This window comes from Pleomorphomonas koreensis DSM 23070, assembly GCF_000425185.1.
Taxonomy (GTDB): Bacteria; Pseudomonadota; Alphaproteobacteria; order Rhizobiales; family Pleomorphomonadaceae; genus Pleomorphomonas; species Pleomorphomonas koreensis.
The window spans coordinates 60,685-78,373 of the sequence record NZ_AULH01000017.1; the positions used below are offsets into that span (position 1 = coordinate 60,685).

Consider the following 17,689-nt stretch of genomic DNA (forward strand, 5'->3'; position numbering starts at 1 on the left):
CCGGGTTGGCGCGTTTCCATCAGCGGACAGATCCAAGCCGGCAGCCGTTCGCGAGGGGCCGGACATTACCCCCAGGGGGCGGAAGGCCAGCATGTTCAGCGTCGACGAGCTCAAGGCGAAATTCAGGGAACTCTACGGGCGCGAGCCGTTTCTGGTCAGGGCGCCGGGCCGCGTCAACCTGATCGGCGAGCACACCGATTACAACGACGGCTTCATCATGCCGGCGGCGCTGGAATACGAGACGCGCGCCGCCGTGGCGCCGCGTACCGACAGAATCCTGCGCGTCCATTCGGCCAAGATCGGCGAGACGGCCGAGTTCGATCTGGACGATCCTGCTCCCCAGCCCAGGCGCGACTGGACAGATTATGTGTTCGGCGTGGCCGTAGCGCTCGCCGGAGCCGGCAAACGACTCACCGGGGCCGACATTCTGGTCGCCTCCTCGGTGCCGGTCGGCTCGGGTCTGTCGTCGTCGGCGGCGCTGGAAGTGTCGATCGGTTACGGTCTGCTCGCCGCCGCCGGCCTTCCCATCGATCTCGTCGAGTTGGCCAAGCTCTGCCAGAAGGCCGAGAACGAGTTCGTCGGCATGCGCTGCGGCATCATGGACCAGTTCATTTCCTGCAACGGCCAGCACGACCACGCGCTGATGATCGACTGCCGCAGCCTCGACAAGCGACCGGTGCCGATCGATCCGCGCGCGCGGCTGGTCATCGCCAATTCGATGGTCCATCACGAGCTGGCCTCGGGCGAGTACAACAAGCGCCGCGCCTCCTGCGAGGAGGCCGTGCGGCTGCTCGCGCCGGTGCTCGGGCCGATCAGGGCGCTGCGCGACGTGACGCCGGCCGCTCTCGAAGCCAACAAGGCGCTGCTTTCCGACGTCACCTACCGCCGCGCCCGCCACATCGTCAGCGAGAACGAGCGGGTGCTGGAGGCGGCCGACGCGCTGGCCGGCGGCGATCTCGCCCGCTGTGGCGCGCTGATGAACGCCTCGCACGCCTCGATGCGCGATGACTACGAGATTTCCTGCGAGGAGGTCGACGTGCTGGTCGACATCGCCCAGAAGCTGCCGGGCGTGTTCGGCTCGCGCATGACCGGCGGCGGCTTTGGCGGCTGCACGGTCAGCCTGGTCGAGGCCGGCGCGGCCGACGCCTTCATGGAAGCTGTCAGGGTCGCCTACGAGACGGCCACCGGCCTGAAATCGACTATCTTCGCCTGCTCGCCGCAGCAGGGCGTCGGGCCGCTCGAAGGCTGATCGACCGGCGGAACGGCCGCGCGCTGCCGCCGCTCCGCCTCTTGTTTTCCGGGACGCAGGGCGTTCCGGCCGGTCGCCGCGCGGCCGGCCAACCGGCCAGGACGGAGCAATCATGAACACATTCGCCGATCATCCCCACCGCCGGTTCAACCCGCTCACCGGGGAGTGGGTGCTGGTGTCGCCGCACCGGGCCAAGCGGCCGTGGCAGGGGCAGGTGGAAAAGCTGCCGCCGGTCGCCGGCGTCGCGCACGATCCGCGGTGCAATCTCTGCACCGGCAACCTGCGCATGAACGGCGAGCGCAACCCGGACTACAAGCACACCTTCGTCTTCGACAACGACTTCGCGGCGCTGACGCCCGACGCGCCGTCCGACTATCGCGACGACGACGGGCTGATGATCGCCGAGGGTGAATCCGGCCTCTGCCGGGTGTTGTGCTTCTCGCCGCGGCATGACCAGACGCTGGCGCGCATGTCGGTCGAGGAGATCACCTACGTCGTCGACGCCTGGATCGAGCAGTATGTCGACCTCGGCTCCCGGCCGGATATCGGCTCGGTGCTGATCTTCGAGAACCGCGGCGAGGTGATGGGCTGCTCGCAACCGCATCCGCACGGCCAGATCTGGTCGAGCCGGCACATGCCCAACGAGACCGCCAAGGAGACCGAACGTCAGCTCGCCTACTTCAAGGACAAGGGACGGGCGATGCTGGTCGACTATGTCGAGAAGGAGCTGAAGCTCGGCGAGCGCATCATCCACCAGAACGACCACTTCGTGGTGCTGGTGCCTTATTGGGCGATCTGGCCGTTCGAGACCATGGTGCTGCCCAAGCGCCGCATCGGCGGCTTCGACGAGTTCGCCGCCGGCGAGCGCGCCTCGCTGGCCGATGCGCTCTCCAACATCGCCATCCGCTACGACAACCTGTTCGAGACGTCCTTCCCCTATTCGATGGGCTTCCATCAGAAGCCGACCGACGGCGAGGCGCATGAGGAATGGCAGTTCCACGCCCATTTCTATCCGCCGCTGCTGCGTTCGGCGACGGTGAAGAAGTTCATGGTCGGCTTCGAGATGCTCGGCTCGCCGCAGCGCGACCTGACGCCCGAAACGGCGGCCCAGCGGCTGCGCGACCTCTCGACCGTGCACTATCTCGACCGCTGAGCGGGCAAATCCCCGAAAACGAGAACCGCCGCCGGAGCGATCCGGCGGCGGTTCCGCATTCAGGGAGGAGAGGGCACCGGCCAGGACGTTGCCGCGTTCCGTGGAACAGCCGCAGCGCCCTGTCGTTTCACGCTATTCCGGGCGGGAACGTGTCTTCCCCTGTCCTGATCTGCCCGAGAACTCCACTCCGGAGCATTGCCTCCGGCCGGATGACCCACCCGGCCGGGAGGAACTGCTTCAGGCGCTGCTTGCCTGGACGGCCGAGGCATGGCGCATGTTGCGGGCGCTGCGCTCGGACATCCACATCAGGCCGCGTTGCAGGGCGATGAAGCCGAACAGCAACAGGCCGATGACGATCTTGGTCCACCAGCTCGACAGCGTACCGTCGAACACGATGTAGGTCTGGATCAGCCCCTGGATGCAGATGCCGAGGAAGGTGCCGGCGACGAAGCCGTAGCCGCCCGTCAACAGCGTGCCGCCGATCACCACGGCGGCGATGGCGTCCAGCTCGACGCCGACGGCCGCCAGTGAGTAGCCGGCCGAGGTGTAGAGCGAGAAGACGATGCCGCTGAGGCCGGCCAGGAAGCCCGACAGGGCGTAGATGCCGACCGTCGTCTTGGCCACCGGCACGCCCATCAGCTGGGCGGAGGTGAGGTTGCCGCCGAGCGCGTAGACGTAGGTGCCGAAGCGGGTGCGCTGGGCCAGCACGATGCCGACGGCGAACACCACCAGCATGACGATGGCGATCAGCGTCAGCCGCCCGCCGCCGGGCATCACGAAGTAGATCTCCTGCAGGGTCGAATAGAATGGATGGGTGATGGGCACCGAATCCGTGGTCAGCAGGTAGGAGATGCCGCGGGCGAGGAACATGCCGGCCAGCGTCACGATGAAGGGCGGCATGTCGAGGAAGAAGATGGTGGCGCCCATCGCCGCGCCGAAGGCGGTGGTGAGGCAGAGCACCATGACGAAGGCGACCAGCGGATGAATGCTGGTATCCCGCAGGATCACCGACAGGAACACGCCGGTGAAGGCGATCACCGAGCCGACCGACAGGTCGATGCCGCCCGACAGGATCACGAAGGTCATGCCGACCGCCGTGATGCCGAGGAAGGCGTTGTCGGTCAGGAGGTTACCGGCGACGCGCGTCGACAGCATGTTCGGGAACACCGAGATGCAGATGACGTAGGCCAGCACGAAGACCACGAAAGTGGCTATCAGCGGCAGGTACTTGGAATTTTTCATCGCGCCGCGTGCTCCCTGCTTTCGGTCTTGACCGCCACGGCGTGCCGGCTGGCACGGAAGTTGGCCATGGCGGTCTGGCTGGCCGGCGACTGGACGACCAGAATGATCAGGATGATCGCCGCCTTGATGATGAGGTTGAATTCCGGCGGGAAGCCCGCCAGGAGGATGCCGGTGTTGAGCGACTGGATGATCATGGCGCCCATCAGCGAACCGACCAGCGAGAAGCGGCCGCCAAGCAGCGATGTGCCGCCGATGACCACCGCCAGGATGGCGTCCATCTCCAGCCACAGGCCGGCGTTGTTGGCGTCGGCGCCCTTGATGTCGGCGGCGGCGATGACGCCGGCGACGGCGGCGCAGAGGCCCGACACCGCGTAGACGGCGAGCAGGATGACGCGCGAGTTGACGCCCGACAGCGTCGAGGCGCGGCGGTTGACGCCGATGGCCTCGATCAGCAGGCCGAGGGCCGAGCGCCGCACCACCAGGATGGCCAGGATGGCGATGACGATCCAGATGATCACCGGCATCGGCAGCGTCAGGAACGAGCCGGAGCCGACGAAGATCAGCTCGGGCTTGTCGTTGAACGTCAGGATGACGCCGGCGGTGATCAGCTGGGCGATGCCGCGGCCGGCCACCATCAGGATCAGCGTGGCGATGATCGGCTGGATGTCGAGCAGGGCGACCAGCGCTCCGTTCCACAGGCCGCAGATCAGGCCGACGAACAGCGCGCCGGCCAGCGTCGCGGGCAGCGAGTAGCCGGAAGTGATCAGCGAGGCCGCCACGGCGCCGACGATGGCCATCACGGCGCCGACCGAGAGGTCGATGCCCTTGGTGGCGATCACCAGCGTCATGCCGATGGCCAGCAGCGTCACCGGCGCGCCGCGGTTGAGCACGTCGATCAGCGAGCCGTAGAGCCGGCCGTTCTGGATCTCGATCGAGAAGAAGCCGGGCGAGATGATCGCATTGAGCGCAAGGATCACCGCCAGGACGATCAGCTGGGGTGTCCGTTCACGAAGGATGGTGGGCACAGCCATCATGCAGCCTCCCCGGTCGCGCCATGCGAAGCGATGGCTTTCATGATGTGGTCGGTGGAAATCCGGTCGCCGGTCAGCTCGTCGATCATCTTGCGGTCGCGAAGCACGATGATGCGCGAGGAGTAGCCGACGAGTTCGCCAAGCTCGGAGGAGATGACGAGCAGCGCCATGCCGTGTTCGCAGAGATCGATGATCAGGCGGATGATTTCGGCGTGGGCGCCGACGTCGATGCCGCGCGTCGGCTCGTCGAGGATCAGGAAGCGCGGATTGGTGGCCAGCCAGCGGGCGAGCAGCACCTTCTGCTGGTTGCCGCCCGACAGGAACTTGATCGGCTTCTCGCGGTCGGAGGTGCGGATGTCGAGCGCGGCGATGTAGCGGTCGGCCAGTGCCTCCTGCTCGCCGCGGGACAGCGGACGCATCCAGCCGCGCTGGGCCTGAAGGGCGAAGATGATGTTCTCGCGCACGGAGAGGTCGCCGACGATGCCGTCGGTCTTGCGGTCTTCCGGACAGAAGGCGAAGCCCTCGGCGATCGCCTTGCGCGGCGAGGTCATGCCCACCGGCGCGCCGGCGACGGAGATGGTGCCGCTGTCGGCGCGCTCGATGCCGAACACCAGCTGCGCCATCTCGGTGCGGCCGGAGCCGAGCAGGCCGGCGACGCCGACCACTTCGCCCTGGCGGATGTCGAGATCGATCGGATCGACGGTGCCGCGCTTGCCGAGCTGGCGCAGCGACACCAGCGGCTCGGTCTTGGCCGTGCTGGGATCGATGGTGCGCTTGATGCCGGATTCGAGCTGGCGGCCGAGCATCATCGAGACGAGCTTCAGCCGTTCGAGGCCGGCCACCGGCACGGTGTCGATCAGGCGGCCGTTGCGCAGCACGGTGATGGTGTCGGCGATCTGGTAAACCTGGTCGAGGAAATGGCTGATGAAGATGATGCCCATGCCGCGGGCGCGGAGCTGCCGGACCACGGAGAACAGCATCTCGACCTCGTGGGCGTCGAGACTGGCCGTCGGTTCGTCGAGCACCAGCACCTTGCCGGAGATGTCGACGGCGCGGGCGATGGCGACCACCTGCTGGATGGCGACCGAGAAGTTGGCGAGCGGCGCGGTGACGTCGATGCCGAGACCGTAGGTGTCGAGGATGGCGCGCGAACGGCGGTTCATCTCGCGGACGTCGGTGAGGCCGAAGCGCTTGGGCTGGCGGCCCAGGAACAGGTTCTCGGCGACGGTGAGGTTGGTGAGGAGGTTGACCTCCTGATAGACCGTGCCGATGCCCAGCTTCTGGGCGTCGACCACGTCGCGCGGGAAAATGGGCGTCCCTTCGAGCAGGACTTCACCCTCGTCGCGGCGGTAGGCACCGGTGATGATCTTGATGAGCGTCGATTTGCCGGCGCCGTTCTCGCCCAGAAGGGCGTGCACTTCGCCGGCCTTCAGGGTGAAATCGACGTTCTCGAGCGCGGACACGCCGAGAAAGGCCTTGCTGACTCCGCGTACCGATAGCAGCGGCTGAGCGTTCGCCATGGTGACCGATCCAACTATTGCAGATCAAAAAAACGGGCCGCCCTCCGATGCGGCGGCCTCACCCCGAGGGACAAGCCCGCCGGCAGCCGGAAAAAGCGGCCCGGCAATGAAGGAGAACGCCGCTCCCGTGGTTGAAGCGGCGTTCCGGGTCGGTATCAGTAACCGAGGCCCTTCTTCTCGTCGTAGACCTTCTGCGGATCGTCAGCCGGCGTGTAGAGCTTGGACTCGGTCTGGATCCACTTGGCGGGCTCCTTCTTGTCCTTGAGATAGGCGTCAAGGGCGTCGAAGGCCGGGCCGGCCATGTTGGGGGTCAGCTCGACGGTGGCGTTGGCTTCGCCGGCGACGAACGCCTGGAAGATGTCCGGCACGGCGTCGATGGAGACGACCAGGATGTCCTTGCCCGGCTGCAGGCCGGCTTCCTTGATCGCCTGGATGGCGCCGACGGCCATGTCGTCGTTATGGGCGTAGAGGGCGCAGATGTTCTTGCCGCCGTTCTCGGCCTTCAGGAACGATTCCGCCACTTCCTTGCCCTTGGTGCGGGTGAAGTCGCCGGTCTGGCTGCGGATGATCTTCAGGTTATCGTGGCCGGCAATGGCTTCCTCGAAGCCCTTCTTGCGGTTGATGGCCGGCGAAGAGCCGGTCGTGCCCTGCAGCTCGACGATGTTGCACGGCTTGTCGCCAACCGTCTTCACCAGCCAGTCGCCGGCGACCTTGCCCTCGTGGACCTGATCGGACGTGACGGCGGTGAGGTAGAGGTCATCCGGCGCATCGATCTGGCGGTCGAGCAGGATCACCGGAATGTTGGCTTCCTTGGCTTCCTTGAGGACGGCATCCCAGCCGGTGGCGACCACCGGGGCGATCAGGATCGCGTCAACGCCCTGGGCGATGAACGAACGAACGGCCTTGATCTGGTTTTCCTGCTTCTGCTGGGCGTCGGCGAACTTCAGGTCGATGCCGCGCTTCTGCGCTTCCATCTTGGTGACGCTGGTCTCGGCAGCGCGCCAGCCGGACTCCGAACCGATCTGCGAGAAGCCGACGGTCAGGGCAAAAGCGGACGAAACAGTGAGGGCCGTCGCGAACGCCGTCGCGGCGAGCAGTTTAAAGGTGCGCATGCTCTCCTCCACATTAATGTACCCGGAAGCAACCGGCCTGGCAGGCTTCTTCTCCCCGGTAGCCGGCCTCCACACCGGCGAGGGAAACTTAGCTCAGGCGGGTTTTTTGCGAAAGAGACAAATTGGTCTTCTTCATAGAAGATTCTGCTGAATGGACGGGGTCAAGCTCTTATACTAAAGTATAATATCCCGGTGGATGGGGAAAATTGTGCGATTTATTCTCATCAAAAAGCCTCGGCGCGGCGGGATTTGGTGTTTATCGATCTACGTTTGTTCGAAACGTTCCGTCTTGTGAAAAACCTTGAAATGTACTATTTATTCCGGGGTTCGGCGATGTGTTCCCGGAACATGTTCGGTGCATTTTCCCTGGCAGCGGCCTTGGGAGACCTGGCGGCGTCTTCATTGGCACCGCACGGGAATACCGTGAATTTTTCGATGGATTAGGTTCCCGTTCCCACACTGCCGCCCGGACTTGCCGCGCCTTCCGTCCATATCACCCCGAGACGGTATGCCGACGTCTTCGCCATCAGCGGGCGTTGACGCAAGGACACGTCTCGACGAAGCCGGTCAGCGGGGCGGGGGTGGCTGGCCGATGCCGGCCGACATCTCCAGGTTGATGCGGCGCGTGACGTTTCGCCGCGGACACCACGAGGCGCGGCGACGGCAAAAAGGCCGGGATACGGTTCAACGTCGAGACCGACGCCGTGGAGCGTCACCCGGCAGCGGATGCCGGTGTCTTGTCCTCTTTGCCGTCGGCGGCGTTGATGCAGGGGCCGAACACCTCGACGAAGCTCGCCCGCAGGGCGGCGTCCGCCTCGTCCAGGCCGACCGGCAGCCCGAGGTCGACGAGGCTGGTGACGCCGTGCCCCCGGATGCCGCAGGGCACGATGCCGGCGAAATGGCCGAGATCCGGCTCGACGTTGAGGCTGAAGCCGTGGAACGTCACCCAGCGGCGGACGCGGATGCCGATGGCGGCGATCTTGTCCTCGGCGCCGTCGCCCTTGTCCGGCCGGCGCACCCAGACGCCGACGCGGTCCTCGCGGCGCTCGCCGCGCACGTTGAAGGCGGCCAGCGCGCCGATGATCCAGCGTTCCAGCGCCGCCACGAAGGCACGGATGTCCTTGTGGCGGCGTTCGAGGTCGAGCATCACGTAGGCCACCCGCTGGCCCGGCCCGTGGTAGGTGTACTGCCCGCCGCGGCCGCTGGCGTAGACCGGGAAGCGGCCGGGCTCGACGAGGTCGCGGGCGTCGGCACTGGTGCCCGCGGTATAAAGGGGAGGGTGCTCGACCAGCCAGACCAGCTCGGCTGCCCGGCCCTCCGAAATGGCGGCGACACGTTCCTCCATGAAGACGACGGCGCGCTCGTAGTCGACGAGGCCGGACTCGACGCGCCATTCGGCCGGCGGCGAGCCGGGGATGGCGTGCATGTCCGTCCTGATTTCGGATCGTTCGTTAACCATTCGGTAACCTTATGCCGCGAACACTCGGCAAGCGACAACGAAGCGCTTCGCCGGCGGCAGGAAGATAGGACCGATCAGCACCGATGGCCACTCTGGAGAAGATCAAGGTCGAGATCTCCGTCGTGCTCGGCGGGCAGACCATGCCGATCCATCAGCTCTTGCGCATGGGACGCGGCGCGGTGATCGAACTCGACCATTCGGCCGACGAGGATGTCGACATCCTCGCCAACAACCTGCCGGTGGCCAAGGGACAGGTGGTGCTGAAGGGTGACCGCGTCACCGTGTCGATCACCGAGGTGCTGACCCGGCCGGCCTCCTACCGCCGCCTCGACGACGTGACGAAGATCTGACGGAATCTTCCGGATTTCCGGGGCTTTTCCAGTGCTGGCAAAATTCTTCCTTTGGGCCTCTTGTGCCCTGGAGAATCTCTTGCTAGATACCCGGCGCCGGCCCGGAAGGGGTGGCATCTACCACGATGCGGTCGTGGCGGAATTGGTAGACGCGCAGCGTTGAGGTCGCTGTGTCGCAAGACGTGGAAGTTCGAGTCTTCTCGACCGCACCATCTAAAAAAGCCGGGCATTCAAGTGCCCGGCTTTTTTATGTCTTTTTGGATGTGAGGGGACGCGCCTTACGATGTGAGGGGATAGGATGTTCGTCGCCCGTTCCCCTCAGCTTCGCGTGGGCTGAGATGGCAAGCCGCGCTCGATCGGCCGTCTTGGTGTAGTGGCTGGCCATGGCGCCGCCATGCCAGCCAAGGGCGCTTTCCAATTCGGCGACAGTTGAGCCGGCGTTGGCCAGCCGAGTGGCGGCGAGCTTGCGCAATCCATGCGCCGATTTCTTCACGCCGGCCGTGTTGCATGCCTCGCGGAACATGTTGCCGAAGCTTTCCTTCGTGAGAGGTTTGCCCTGTTCGCCGACGATATAGACAAGATCGCCGCATGGGCCGGCTTCGATCGCCTGCTCAAAAGCCGGCGACAAGGGAATCACCACTTCGGTCTCGTACTGCGATTTCTCGGTCTTCACCACGAAAGCGCGCACCTCGATGATATCGCCGTTCTCCCGTGCCACGCGGATGCGCCGAAGGTGCTGGCGACCAAGCTGAACGGCATCGCCTCGGCGAAGGCCGGTGTTGAGCAGCTCTTCCATCCACACGCGTTCGCGGGTGCCGAGCGGCCATGCCTTACGGTACTTGGCAACGTCCGTCTCATTCCACGCCGCGAATCCTTCGCCCTTTGGCTTAGGCGGGTTCTTCACGCCAACGGTTGGGTCGTTCTCCACGTGCTCGGCATCGCGAGCCCAGCGAAACAGGCCGCGCATGGCGTCGAGGAAATTGCGGGCTTGCGCTGGCGTATCCTTGCGGCGTTCTCGACCGTCGACGATGGTCTTTCGGGAGATCGCCTTGTAGGGCTTGTCGCCGGCCGACTTCTCCACGTGCAGGAAGATGTTTTCCCGCTGGCGCCGAGTCGCCGGAGCAAGTGACGCCCATGCGGTGCTGTTCTTGTACTGACCGATCAGCCATTTCAGAGACGAAGTGGACGGCTTGGCTGGGGCTGGCGCCTCAATCCCGGCAACGGCCGCGCGATATGCCGCCATGAACCCTTCCGAGCCATATTCGCCACGGATGCGTGTGCGCGGCCCGTCGCCCTTGCGAACGTACCAGACGATTTTACCTCTGGCTGTCTGGCGTTGAAGGTAGGGAAGGTGAGGGCGCGGCATACCGTCCATCAAAGCACGATATCCTCGTCTTCGCCATCGGCGACCTTAGGCGCTTCGCTCATGAACTTAAATCCACCAGGTGGTGGCTGCAGTACGATGAGAATATGACCATCCGGCCGCACCTCGACCGCCGCAGCACCGGCCTGTTTCGCGGCGCGGACGCAACGGGCAACGTCGGACTGGCGGAAGTTGGCGGCGCCTCGGGACATCGTCAAACGCTTTCCGGCTCGTTGGCGAGCTTCAGGAGCACGTCGGCGTGGCATGGCTGGTCAAGCCGACACCAACAGACGAGGTCTTTGCCTCGCAGTTCACCGAGGTTGTCCAGAATAGCGGCTTTGGTTTTGTCGGACTGTTGGCCTTGCCACCAGTCTCGCCCGCTTTGCGAGGGTCCGAGCCAATCGCTAAAGCACTCGACGACGAAGGGGCGCCAGTTTGTCTCGGCTGCATAACCGCTCTCGATCGCCAATTGCCTCGTGAATGGATTGCCCCACCTCGTAGGCCGTCCGACATAGACGGCGCCCTCCGGCATCCGCCAGCCTTTGGCGCGGGAGCGTTGGATGCGCTTAGGCATGGCTGGTCCCGATTGGCTCTCGGCCTCGCTCCAATGCCTCATGGTGACGACTAAATCGTGCAGCTTCTGCCCTGTAGAACTGCTGCAGCACACGTAAAGCCTTTGCCAGGGTAGAGTCAGTAACGCATCCCAACCACGGCGCGCGCAGCCCTGGACCAGACGACTTGACCTCGTAGGTGATCAATCCGCGTTTTGTCGACCTCGTGACTTCTAGCGTGGACAACCGATTGAAACCGCTCGACTGCGTGCCGGTCGCCACCATCTTGAAATCAGAGGCCTGCCGATGAACGATCCATGCGTATCCCGGCATGACCTTCAACAGCTCGGTGCGAAAATCGTGAGTGCTAAAGCCTTCTCTCTTGGCCATGATCCACCTCAGTAAGGTTCTGCTATTTTGTCGGTGAGTTTGCCGCCGGCGGCCAAATGGGCGGCGATGTCGGCTTCGACCTTCTCCGGCGGAACGGGCTCACCGGTTTCGTGGTCGCACCAAAAGCCGGGTTCGCGGATATCGGCCCATGTCGGGGCGCAAGCCTTGCAGGAAATCTCGCCGGCAGACGAGCCGCCGCCGCGGTGGCATAGGTCGCCCGGCTTGATCTGTTTGTCGCAAAACAGGCAATGGGCGCCGTCATCGTCCTGTTCGCCGTCTTCTGCCTTTGCCGGAAGGGTGTCAATTCGAATGCCGGTGAGGGCTTCGGCGACGCCACGTACATCCTCGCCCTTACCCGCCTTGATCGTTATGGTGGCGCGCCGGCCAGTGCGCTTGATGGTGGTCTTCATGCCGACGCCTCCTCGACCTTTTCGAAGCGGGCGCCGGCGGCGTCGACGACGAGGCGGAAACTGGCGCTGATGGACCAATCGTAGCAGTCGACCTCGATCGTATCGGGTCTTTCAAAATCAACGTTCGAGACCAGTTCCTCAAGGCTGTAGTTAATTGTGTCGGAGTCGCATCCGTACCAGAACAGCGTCGCACCATCGGGGATCGGGTCGTGCTTCTCGATCTTTCCGTCGTTGCCGATGGTCACCTCGATCGAGGGCCATATCCTGCATAGATCGAATTGGATGACGTCGCCCGGTGCGAGCTTCATGCGCCAAAATTCGTCTTCGTCGGTCACATCCTCATCTTCAACCGGAGCGATCAGCCAGAGATCGCCGATCGGGCCGCGTATGAAGGCGCTGGGATCTTGCTGCGGAGCCGGAATCATTTCGTCCATCCAATTGGACGGCAGCCACTTTTCCGAGGTCGGTTGGTCACCCATGGTGGGCCTCCATCAGAATGGAAACGCGCGGTAGCGTGATGCCGTGCAGGCCTCGCATGGCGCCGGGTGGCAATGGCCAATTCGCCGAGTCGTCTTCCTCGGCATCGGTGGGGATGATCGGTTTGGGCGGGGTGTGGCGGCGGGCCGTCACCAGCCCTGCGGCCAAGCGCATGGCGCGTAGCTTTTCGTTGATGACGGCCTCGCTTCTGCCGGGGAGACGGTCAACGATCGCCTTGCCGAAAATGGTCGTATCCTCGGCCGCTTCGGCGAGCACGGCGTTTTCCGCGTCGGTCCATGGCACGCCGGGCTTGCCCTTGGCAAAGCCGGCTTGCGCCAAGCGATCGGAAACCGTGCTCGGCGCCAAGTCGAGCTGCCGCGAGATCTGCATCCGGTTCTGGCCGCTTTCGAACAGCCGGACGATTTCAGCGGTTTCGCGCCGGCGCGTTTCGGCAATGATCGCAGCCTTCTTGAGACGGTCCTGGCTAGGCATCAAAACATCTCCATCTGAATCGGCGCCGGCGCCTTCGATGCGGCCGGCGCTGCTGACGTCGAGTGAGCTTCGGGAGCAAAAGCGGCGGCCTCATCCGGGCGCGCCATGCGTGTCACCAACGGGCCGCCGAGAAACACGCGTTTGCCGGCGCTGGTCACGCCGACGATGTGATGGGTTTCGCGCTCGACGACGCGGAAAGCTGTCGGGCTTTCGCCCCAACAATCGACGGCGATGACGACGGCGCCGATCGGCAGGGCGGCGAGATCGAGCGCGTACTGCATGGTCACACCTTCAGCGGCATGATGACGACAGTCACGCCATCGTCGGCGCCCGACGTGATGACGATCGGGCTCATCTCCACTTCCTGAAATGACAGGAGGGCTTGGCCGCCGACGAAGGGGGCAAGGCAGTCGCGGAGATAGTCGACGTTGACGCCGACGGTGATTTCCGGCCCATCGAATGCGGCATCGGCCGCGCTCTCCGCCTCGGCGTCGGCCAGCCGGGCGGTGACGGCGATTTCCGTCGTCTTCATCGTCAGGCGGATGCCCTTGGCTTCGCTGCGAAGCACGACGGCGGCGCGATCTGCCGCCTTGATCAGATCCTTGGCGGCGACCGTCGCCGAGCGGGCGAAGTCCCTGGGTATGACCGCCTCATAGTTCGGGAATGTGCCGTCGATGAGCAGCGACAGATAGTTCGTGTCGCCGGCGTCGACGTGCACCGCGCGTTCTGAAAACGAGATCTCGACCGGCTCTTCCTTGCGGTCGGTCGCGACGCGGGCGATCTCCTCGGCGGCGGCAACTGGAACGATGCGCAACGTCAAGCCGCCACCATCTTCGGGCATCTCGGTCGTCTTGCGCGCCAGCGTGTGGCCATCGGTGGCGACGAACACCAGGTCGCCTTGCGCGTCCTCGCCGATGGCGACGCCGCGAAGGTAATAGCGGGTGTCGTCGGTCTCGACGTGCGGAATGCAGAGCTGCAGCGCCTCGGCGAGTTCGGCGCCGGGCATGGCGAAAGCAATATCGGTCGATCCGAATTCGAGATCCGGAAAGTCTGACGCGGGGAGGGTGCTGACGCGGATGCGGCTGCGGCCGCAGGCCACGACGCACCGGCTGTCGTTGGCATCAACAGGGTGGTCGATGGTGACCTTTTCGCCCTCCGGCCACTTCTTCAGGGCATCGACCATCGTGCGGCCGGATACGCAGATCTCGCCGGGGTCAAGTACCTCGGCGAGCATGGCAACGGTGATGCGGCGATCGCCATCGGTAGCGGTCACCGTCATCGTGTCGTTATGAGCCGATAGCAGCACGTCGCCGAGGATCGGCACGTCGGCTTTCTTGCCCATGGAACGGCTTGCCTTGGCAAAGGCGGCGTGCGCGGCATCGCGCGGAATGGTGACCTTCATGGGTGGCCTCAGTGACAGGCGATGAGGGTGAGGATGAAGCCGAGCCAAAAGGCGATGAGCGTGCACAACGCCATCTCGCAGCGGGCGGCGTCAGCGATCCATTGGCGGGCGAAGTTGGCGACGAAGCCGGGGCGGACGGTGAGGGTGCGGGCCGGCGTCATGGTGTCGGCTCCGGTGCGGGGCTTGCTTCCTTTGCCGCCTTGCGGTCGATCCGATCAAGGGCGGCCAGACCCAAGGCGCATGACTTGACCAAATCTTGTCGCCGTGTAGTGGGTTTCCACCAGCGTCTTGCCCACATCCAGAGCAGTCGCAATCCGTCGGTGTTGAACCAGACGCGATTGTCGTTTTCGTCGCCCTTAAGGTTGCTTTGCTTTGCGTACTCAGCCCGGTGTCTTTCCGAAAGGGACGCTGCCCAAGCGTAGCAAGCGGCGGCTTTCTCCAACGAACCGTTGGGATGATGATCGTCACTTTCGGCCGTCCATCCCTCGACCTCGATCTGCCTGCGCCGTTCGGCGATGACGTCGAGTTCGGCCTGGCTGAGGCCTAGCGTGGCGTCGAGTACGGCGGCGACGATCTCGGCGTGCGTCATGGCGATGCCGTGCGGGCCTTCGCAACGGCAGATGACGGCGGCGCCGGCTTTCAGCATTTCGCGTGGGTATGAGGTCATTGCCATCTCCAAATGACGTGGACCTGAGAAAGGGGCCCGGCGGCGCTGACAGAGTTCGGTGGGGCCGCCACCGGGAACCGCGCGGCATGCGCGGATGGGGTTCGCTTAGGCAAAAGCGTTCGGATCAGCCGAGAGGCTGTCGCGGCTGGTCGGAAGGCTTTTGGGAGAAGAAAGTGCCCGGCGGCCGTTGCTGGCACTCGTCGAAATCGTGCCGCCGGGCGAGTTGGGCGCCATGGGTTCAAGGGGGCGGCGCCTGGGAGGAGACTTAGGCCGCCTTGGCGGTTTCGCCGGATAGGTTGGAGATGAAGACGGGGGCCTTCGCGAGATCGATCATACCGGCGCCGATGGCGACGGCATCGATCGCCGTCGAGCAGAGTAGGGCGCGGCGAAGCGGGGCGAGGGTGGGGCGGGTTAGGTGGGTCGTTTTCGCGTTCATCGCGCTGCCTTTCCAATTAGGATCGGTCGCGACGCTACAAATAGTAGCCTTTCATGTCAACTACATTTTGTAGCCTTTGCGGCAACTCAAGGCGGTGCGTGATGAAAAACAGGCGATAATCGGCCCGTATTGCTACCTATGGTATATTTAATGTTCAGAAGATTCGCCCAATGTCTTCAATCGGGTTCGGTGCGGTCATATGGTGCGAGCCGAGACCGCATTTGGCGCAATGAGGTTTGAAAATGGGGCTCGTCCTGATCCTGATCGGCCTAGCCGTTTATTTCATACCAACCTTTGTGGCTGGTCACCGTCAGCATCATAACTTGGCGGCGATTTTTATGCTCAACCTATTGCTTGGATGGACTTTTCTAGGTTGGGCACTATCGCTAGTCTGGGCATTGACGGCTGTAAACCAAGCCGGAAGCCGGCCCATTTCCAGTGACTATGATTCAGCTGTTGGCCCCGTCTCGCTTGCGCCAAGGGCCATGAACAGAACGCCGCCGGCTGCACCTACACGTCAGCGCAAGAAGTCTCCGCTAGAAACGAACTACAGGTGGAAAAGCGACGATTAATTTCTGCAACTGAGTATTCGAGTAAGCCCGCTTTAGCGTTCACTTCGTATTGAACAGATAACTTTACCGGTAAAACTGATTTGTTGGGCAATTCCGTCGATGCTGACAGCCTCAAAGGAAGGGTCGTCCGTCTCTGGAATAAGCCAAAGCTTCCCGCTGCTTGAGCGCTTGACGGTCTTTAGCGTAGATTCCACCGTACCGTCAGGACCGGAGATTTCCACATGATAACGCGCGTTTTCACTTAGGTCCGAAATGTGGTCAAGACACCGCTCAAGTATGACGATGCTGCCATGCGGGAATGCCTTGTTCATGGATTCACCGCGCACTTCCGCTGCATAGGTCGGGTAGGCGGACTTGACCAGATGATCGGGCACAAACACTTCATATTGCTCACTGTCGGGCCAAATGAATGTTTTCGTCCAAGCGCCCGCCTGTACCACACCCTCTACGTTGACGGCAGTCGAGCCCGCTGGGGCATTGAACGATTCCGGCCCCTTAGCGAAAGCCAGCCATCCATATGAAACCCTCAGCCGTTGGGCAATGTCCCACATGGCTTCCGGCTTAGGCCTGCGCTCACCCCGCTCGTACGCGGCGTAAGTTTTCTCGTTGATGCCGAGAGACCGTGCCGCATCTGCGGCAGGGCGGTCTTTGCCGAACCGCCGCTCGCGCGCCTGCCTTAGTCTTTCGCCGAACGATATGAGGTCTGGGGTGCTATTCATGATGCCATTCTACATTTTGCAGCACTACAAAAGGTGGCCAAAGTCTCTTGACGCGAATGGCTACAAAATGTAGTCATCGACACCGAGAGAGAGGTGCAATGGTTTCTCATCAGGAAATCGTGTCGCTGTTCGGAGTCTCGGTTTTGGCCGACGGCATTGGCCGCAGCGCCAAGGCCGTTTCCGCATGGAAGGCTCGCAGCTCCATTCCCGGGGATGCTTGGCTACCGGTCGTCCGGTTTGCCGCCGTGGCGGGGCACCCTGAGGTGACGCTCGATCTGCTGGCGCGGATCGCCGCTGGTGAACCCTTCATTCCGCCGGCCACTCCCACCGGCGAGCCGTCCGACTTCTCCCCGGACGGCGACCCCGCCGGCGCTGGCGACATGGCGCCGGCGGGGGACGAACAGCCGTTCATGGAGGCGGCGCAATGACACGCCTGAAAGTGTGGGCCGTTCGGCTTGGCATTCTGGCGCTGATCGTTGCCGGCTTCGGCGGCGTGTTCTGGGGGATTTTTCAGTCCATTTCGGCCGGCGTCGCCGGCGCCGGCTTCGGCGTCGTGCTGTTCGCCAGGCGGGCGTGGCGCGTTGGTTCGAAAGAGATCGCCTTTTAGGGGCGAGAGGAGGGGGAGCATGGAACTGCTTGTTCGCGCCGTCTCACTACCGATCAAACGGCCGGGGCTGGCGCTCGTCGTGTCGCTCGGCGTGGCGGTCGCCTCCGTTGTCGTGTTGTTCGCCGGGGCGCCGTCATGAGCGCTGCAGCTCTCACCGTCGACCAGGGCGCGGCGCTGCTGTGGCTGCGCAAGGTGGGCGGCCACGCTGGGACTGATGCGCGGGGCTACGTCGTTGCGGATCGCTCGGTGTGCCCCGTGCTGCTGGCGGCCTTCAATGGGCTTGCTCGCCGTCAACTGGTGGATCTCCAGTCCTTCCCGGACGGCGCCTACGGACGATCCGAAGTGAGCCTTACCGAGGCCGGCGCGTCCTTCCCGATCGAACCGGAATCCGAACGACGCCTCGACGCGCTTCTGAGGAGGTTCGACGACTGACACGGCGGCAACGCCTCTAGCTCTGATCACTCGCCGGCCCGTCCGGCTCGCCCAC

25 protein-coding genes and 1 tRNA gene are annotated in these 17,689 nt (G+C 63.9%); 8 read left to right on the top strand and 18 right to left on the bottom strand.

Annotated elements, in window-relative coordinates; all coding sequences use genetic code 11:
- Positions 1-91 precede the first annotated feature (91 nt).
- Together galK and H512_RS0115120 are read left to right on the top strand one after the other, a co-directional pair.
- Positions 92-1,249, top strand: coding sequence for a galactokinase (galK, locus tag H512_RS0115115; RefSeq protein WP_026784165.1), 1,158 nt, complete (start codon positions 92-94; stop codon positions 1,247-1,249).
- Positions 1,250-1,361: 112 nt separating this feature from the next.
- Positions 1,362-2,402, top strand: a complete 1,041-nt coding sequence (locus H512_RS0115120; protein WP_026784166.1) for a UDP-glucose--hexose-1-phosphate uridylyltransferase — start codon at positions 1,362-1,364, stop codon at positions 2,400-2,402.
- 237 nt (positions 2,403-2,639) lie between these two features.
- Here H512_RS0115120 and yjfF read toward each other — a convergent pair whose 3' ends face one another.
- The 5 genes from yjfF to lipB form a co-directional block, all read right to left on the bottom strand.
- Positions 2,640-3,644, bottom strand: coding sequence for a galactofuranose ABC transporter, permease protein YjfF (gene yjfF, locus H512_RS0115125; RefSeq protein WP_026784167.1), 1,005 nt, complete (start codon positions 3,642-3,644; stop codon positions 2,640-2,642).
- A complete protein-coding gene (locus H512_RS0115130) occupies positions 3,641-4,678 on the bottom strand; it encodes an ABC transporter permease (protein ID WP_053239923.1) in 1,038 nt (345 codons plus the stop codon). The genes yjfF and H512_RS0115130 overlap by 4 nt, the downstream gene beginning before the upstream one ends.
- A complete protein-coding gene (gene ytfR / locus H512_RS0115135; protein ID WP_026784169.1) occupies positions 4,675-6,195 on the bottom strand; it encodes a galactofuranose ABC transporter, ATP-binding protein YtfR in 1,521 nt (506 codons plus the stop codon). Before ytfR ends, H512_RS0115130 begins: the two co-directional genes overlap by 4 nt.
- Positions 6,196-6,350: 155 nt before the next feature.
- Positions 6,351-7,307 carry a galactofuranose ABC transporter, galactofuranose-binding protein YtfQ gene (gene ytfQ, locus H512_RS0115140; RefSeq protein WP_156899507.1) on the bottom strand — a complete coding sequence of 319 codons (957 nt, stop codon included), beginning with the start codon at positions 7,305-7,307 and terminating at the stop codon, positions 6,351-6,353.
- Positions 7,308-8,019: 712 nt separating this feature from the next.
- On the bottom strand, positions 8,020-8,733 hold the full coding sequence (gene lipB, locus H512_RS24265) for a lipoyl(octanoyl) transferase LipB (RefSeq protein WP_245585425.1): 714 nt from the start codon (positions 8,731-8,733) through the stop codon (positions 8,020-8,022).
- Positions 8,734-8,849: 116 nt separating this feature from the next.
- Between lipB and H512_RS24270 the strand changes: the two genes are divergently transcribed.
- Positions 8,850-9,116 (top strand): FliM/FliN family flagellar motor switch protein, encoded by a 267-nt coding sequence (locus H512_RS24270; protein ID WP_053239925.1) that lies wholly within the window; start codon positions 8,850-8,852, stop codon positions 9,114-9,116.
- 127 nt (positions 9,117-9,243) lie between these two features.
- A tRNA-Leu gene (locus tag H512_RS0115155) sits at positions 9,244-9,328 on the top strand.
- Positions 9,329-9,363: 35 nt separating this feature from the next.
- Here H512_RS0115155 and H512_RS0115160 read toward each other — a convergent pair.
- From H512_RS0115160 to H512_RS27015, 12 genes are all read right to left on the bottom strand, one after another.
- A complete protein-coding gene (locus H512_RS0115160; RefSeq protein WP_026784171.1) occupies positions 9,364-10,491 on the bottom strand; it encodes a tyrosine-type recombinase/integrase in 1,128 nt (375 codons plus the stop codon).
- Positions 10,491-10,691 carry a hypothetical protein gene (locus H512_RS0115165; RefSeq protein WP_026784172.1) on the bottom strand — a complete coding sequence of 67 codons (201 nt, stop codon included), beginning with the start codon at positions 10,689-10,691 and terminating at the stop codon, positions 10,491-10,493. Before H512_RS0115165 ends, H512_RS0115160 begins: the two co-directional genes overlap by 1 nt.
- A gap of 2 nt (positions 10,692-10,693) precedes the next feature.
- Positions 10,694-11,053, bottom strand: coding sequence for a DUF4326 domain-containing protein (locus H512_RS0115170; RefSeq protein WP_026784173.1), 360 nt, complete (start codon positions 11,051-11,053; stop codon positions 10,694-10,696).
- On the bottom strand, positions 11,046-11,420 hold the full coding sequence (locus H512_RS26415; protein ID WP_084798519.1) for a hypothetical protein: 375 nt from the start codon (positions 11,418-11,420) through the stop codon (positions 11,046-11,048). The genes H512_RS0115170 and H512_RS26415 overlap by 8 nt, the downstream gene beginning before the upstream one ends.
- 8 nt (positions 11,421-11,428) lie before the next feature.
- On the bottom strand, positions 11,429-11,830 hold the full coding sequence (locus H512_RS0115175) for a hypothetical protein (protein ID WP_026784174.1): 402 nt from the start codon (positions 11,828-11,830) through the stop codon (positions 11,429-11,431).
- Positions 11,827-12,309 carry a hypothetical protein gene (locus H512_RS0115180; protein ID WP_156899508.1) on the bottom strand — a complete coding sequence of 161 codons (483 nt, stop codon included), beginning with the start codon at positions 12,307-12,309 and terminating at the stop codon, positions 11,827-11,829. Before H512_RS0115180 ends, H512_RS0115175 begins: the two co-directional genes overlap by 4 nt.
- A complete protein-coding gene (locus H512_RS0115185; protein WP_026784176.1) occupies positions 12,302-12,799 on the bottom strand; it encodes a hypothetical protein in 498 nt (165 codons plus the stop codon). The genes H512_RS0115180 and H512_RS0115185 overlap by 8 nt, the downstream gene beginning before the upstream one ends.
- Positions 12,799-13,080 carry a hypothetical protein gene (locus H512_RS0115190; protein WP_026784177.1) on the bottom strand — a complete coding sequence of 94 codons (282 nt, stop codon included), beginning with the start codon at positions 13,078-13,080 and terminating at the stop codon, positions 12,799-12,801. The genes H512_RS0115185 and H512_RS0115190 overlap by 1 nt, the downstream gene beginning before the upstream one ends.
- A gap of 2 nt (positions 13,081-13,082) precedes the next feature.
- On the bottom strand, positions 13,083-14,201 hold the full coding sequence (gene dnaN, locus H512_RS0115195; RefSeq protein WP_026784178.1) for a DNA polymerase III subunit beta: 1,119 nt from the start codon (positions 14,199-14,201) through the stop codon (positions 13,083-13,085).
- A gap of 8 nt (positions 14,202-14,209) precedes the next feature.
- Positions 14,210-14,362 (bottom strand): hypothetical protein, encoded by a 153-nt coding sequence (locus H512_RS27010; protein WP_156899509.1) that lies wholly within the window; start codon positions 14,360-14,362, stop codon positions 14,210-14,212.
- Entirely contained in the window at positions 14,359-14,868 is a 510-nt protein-coding gene (locus H512_RS24275; RefSeq protein ID WP_053239926.1) for a hypothetical protein, read from the bottom strand. The genes H512_RS27010 and H512_RS24275 overlap by 4 nt, the downstream gene beginning before the upstream one ends.
- Positions 14,869-15,133: 265 nt before the next feature.
- Entirely contained in the window at positions 15,134-15,304 is a 171-nt protein-coding gene (locus H512_RS27015) for a hypothetical protein (RefSeq protein WP_156899510.1), read from the bottom strand.
- Positions 15,305-15,546: 242 nt separating this feature from the next.
- Here H512_RS27015 and H512_RS27895 point away from each other — a divergent pair, with 242 nt between their 5' ends.
- Positions 15,547-15,876 (top strand): superinfection immunity protein, encoded by a 330-nt coding sequence (locus H512_RS27895; protein WP_036792018.1) that lies wholly within the window; start codon positions 15,547-15,549, stop codon positions 15,874-15,876.
- Between the two features lie 32 nt (positions 15,877-15,908).
- Here the strand turns inward: H512_RS27895 and H512_RS26425 are convergent, their stop codons facing one another.
- Positions 15,909-16,595, bottom strand: coding sequence for an XRE family transcriptional regulator (locus H512_RS26425; RefSeq protein WP_084798520.1), 687 nt, complete (start codon positions 16,593-16,595; stop codon positions 15,909-15,911).
- 98 nt (positions 16,596-16,693) lie between these two features.
- Between H512_RS26425 and H512_RS0115220 the strand changes: the two genes are divergently transcribed.
- The 3 genes from H512_RS0115220 to H512_RS0115235 all read left to right on the top strand — a co-directional run bounded on the left by H512_RS0115220 (position 16,694) and on the right by H512_RS0115235 (position 17,634).
- On the top strand, positions 16,694-17,023 hold the full coding sequence (locus tag H512_RS0115220) for a hypothetical protein (protein ID WP_026784179.1): 330 nt from the start codon (positions 16,694-16,696) through the stop codon (positions 17,021-17,023).
- On the top strand, positions 17,020-17,202 hold the full coding sequence (locus tag H512_RS0115225; RefSeq protein ID WP_026784180.1) for a hypothetical protein: 183 nt from the start codon (positions 17,020-17,022) through the stop codon (positions 17,200-17,202). The genes H512_RS0115220 and H512_RS0115225 overlap by 4 nt, the downstream gene beginning before the upstream one ends.
- Before the next feature lie 135 nt (positions 17,203-17,337).
- On the top strand, positions 17,338-17,634 hold the full coding sequence (locus H512_RS0115235; RefSeq protein ID WP_026784181.1) for a hypothetical protein: 297 nt from the start codon (positions 17,338-17,340) through the stop codon (positions 17,632-17,634).
- Positions 17,635-17,689 lie beyond the last annotated feature (55 nt).

Bases quoted from the DNA above. Each gene is read 5' to 3' on its own strand.
- H512_RS26425 (WP_084798520.1), bottom strand. From the start codon at position 16,595: ATGAATAGCACCCCAGACCTCATATCGTTCGGCGAAAGACTAAGGCAG.
- H512_RS24275 (WP_053239926.1), bottom strand. From the start codon at position 14,868: ATGACCTCATACCCACGCGAAATGCTGAAAGCCGGCGCCGCCGTCATC.
- H512_RS0115120 (WP_026784166.1), top strand. From the start codon at position 1,362: ATGAACACATTCGCCGATCATCCCCACCGCCGGTTCAACCCGCTCACC.
- H512_RS0115160 (WP_026784171.1), bottom strand. From the start codon at position 10,491: ATGGACGGTATGCCGCGCCCTCACCTTCCCTACCTTCAACGCCAGACA.
- lipB (WP_245585425.1), bottom strand. From the start codon at position 8,733: ATGCACGCCATCCCCGGCTCGCCGCCGGCCGAATGGCGCGTCGAGTCC.
- H512_RS27015 (WP_156899510.1), bottom strand. From the start codon at position 15,304: ATGAACGCGAAAACGACCCACCTAACCCGCCCCACCCTCGCCCCGCTT.
- H512_RS26415 (WP_084798519.1), bottom strand. From the start codon at position 11,420: ATGGCCAAGAGAGAAGGCTTTAGCACTCACGATTTTCGCACCGAGCTG.
- H512_RS0115130 (WP_053239923.1), bottom strand. From the start codon at position 4,678: ATGATGGCTGTGCCCACCATCCTTCGTGAACGGACACCCCAGCTGATC.
- H512_RS0115225 (WP_026784180.1), top strand. From the start codon at position 17,020: ATGACACGCCTGAAAGTGTGGGCCGTTCGGCTTGGCATTCTGGCGCTG.
- H512_RS0115185 (WP_026784176.1), bottom strand. From the start codon at position 12,799: ATGCCTAGCCAGGACCGTCTCAAGAAGGCTGCGATCATTGCCGAAACG.
- H512_RS0115235 (WP_026784181.1), top strand. From the start codon at position 17,338: ATGAGCGCTGCAGCTCTCACCGTCGACCAGGGCGCGGCGCTGCTGTGG.
- yjfF (WP_026784167.1), bottom strand. From the start codon at position 3,644: ATGAAAAATTCCAAGTACCTGCCGCTGATAGCCACTTTCGTGGTCTTC.
- H512_RS0115220 (WP_026784179.1), top strand. From the start codon at position 16,694: ATGGTTTCTCATCAGGAAATCGTGTCGCTGTTCGGAGTCTCGGTTTTG.
- dnaN (WP_026784178.1), bottom strand. From the start codon at position 14,201: ATGAAGGTCACCATTCCGCGCGATGCCGCGCACGCCGCCTTTGCCAAG.
- ytfR (WP_026784169.1), bottom strand. From the start codon at position 6,195: ATGGCGAACGCTCAGCCGCTGCTATCGGTACGCGGAGTCAGCAAGGCC.
- H512_RS0115165 (WP_026784172.1), bottom strand. From the start codon at position 10,691: ATGTCCCGAGGCGCCGCCAACTTCCGCCAGTCCGACGTTGCCCGTTGC.
- ytfQ (WP_156899507.1), bottom strand. From the start codon at position 7,307: ATGCGCACCTTTAAACTGCTCGCCGCGACGGCGTTCGCGACGGCCCTC.
- H512_RS27010 (WP_156899509.1), bottom strand. From the start codon at position 14,362: ATGACGCCGGCCCGCACCCTCACCGTCCGCCCCGGCTTCGTCGCCAAC.
- galK (WP_026784165.1), top strand. From the start codon at position 92: ATGTTCAGCGTCGACGAGCTCAAGGCGAAATTCAGGGAACTCTACGGG.
- H512_RS0115180 (WP_156899508.1), bottom strand. From the start codon at position 12,309: ATGGGTGACCAACCGACCTCGGAAAAGTGGCTGCCGTCCAATTGGATG.
- H512_RS0115190 (WP_026784177.1), bottom strand. From the start codon at position 13,080: ATGCAGTACGCGCTCGATCTCGCCGCCCTGCCGATCGGCGCCGTCGTC.
- H512_RS0115170 (WP_026784173.1), bottom strand. From the start codon at position 11,053: ATGCCTAAGCGCATCCAACGCTCCCGCGCCAAAGGCTGGCGGATGCCG.
- H512_RS27895 (WP_036792018.1), top strand. From the start codon at position 15,547: ATGGGGCTCGTCCTGATCCTGATCGGCCTAGCCGTTTATTTCATACCA.
- H512_RS0115175 (WP_026784174.1), bottom strand. From the start codon at position 11,830: ATGAAGACCACCATCAAGCGCACTGGCCGGCGCGCCACCATAACGATC.
- H512_RS24270 (WP_053239925.1), top strand. From the start codon at position 8,850: ATGGCCACTCTGGAGAAGATCAAGGTCGAGATCTCCGTCGTGCTCGGC.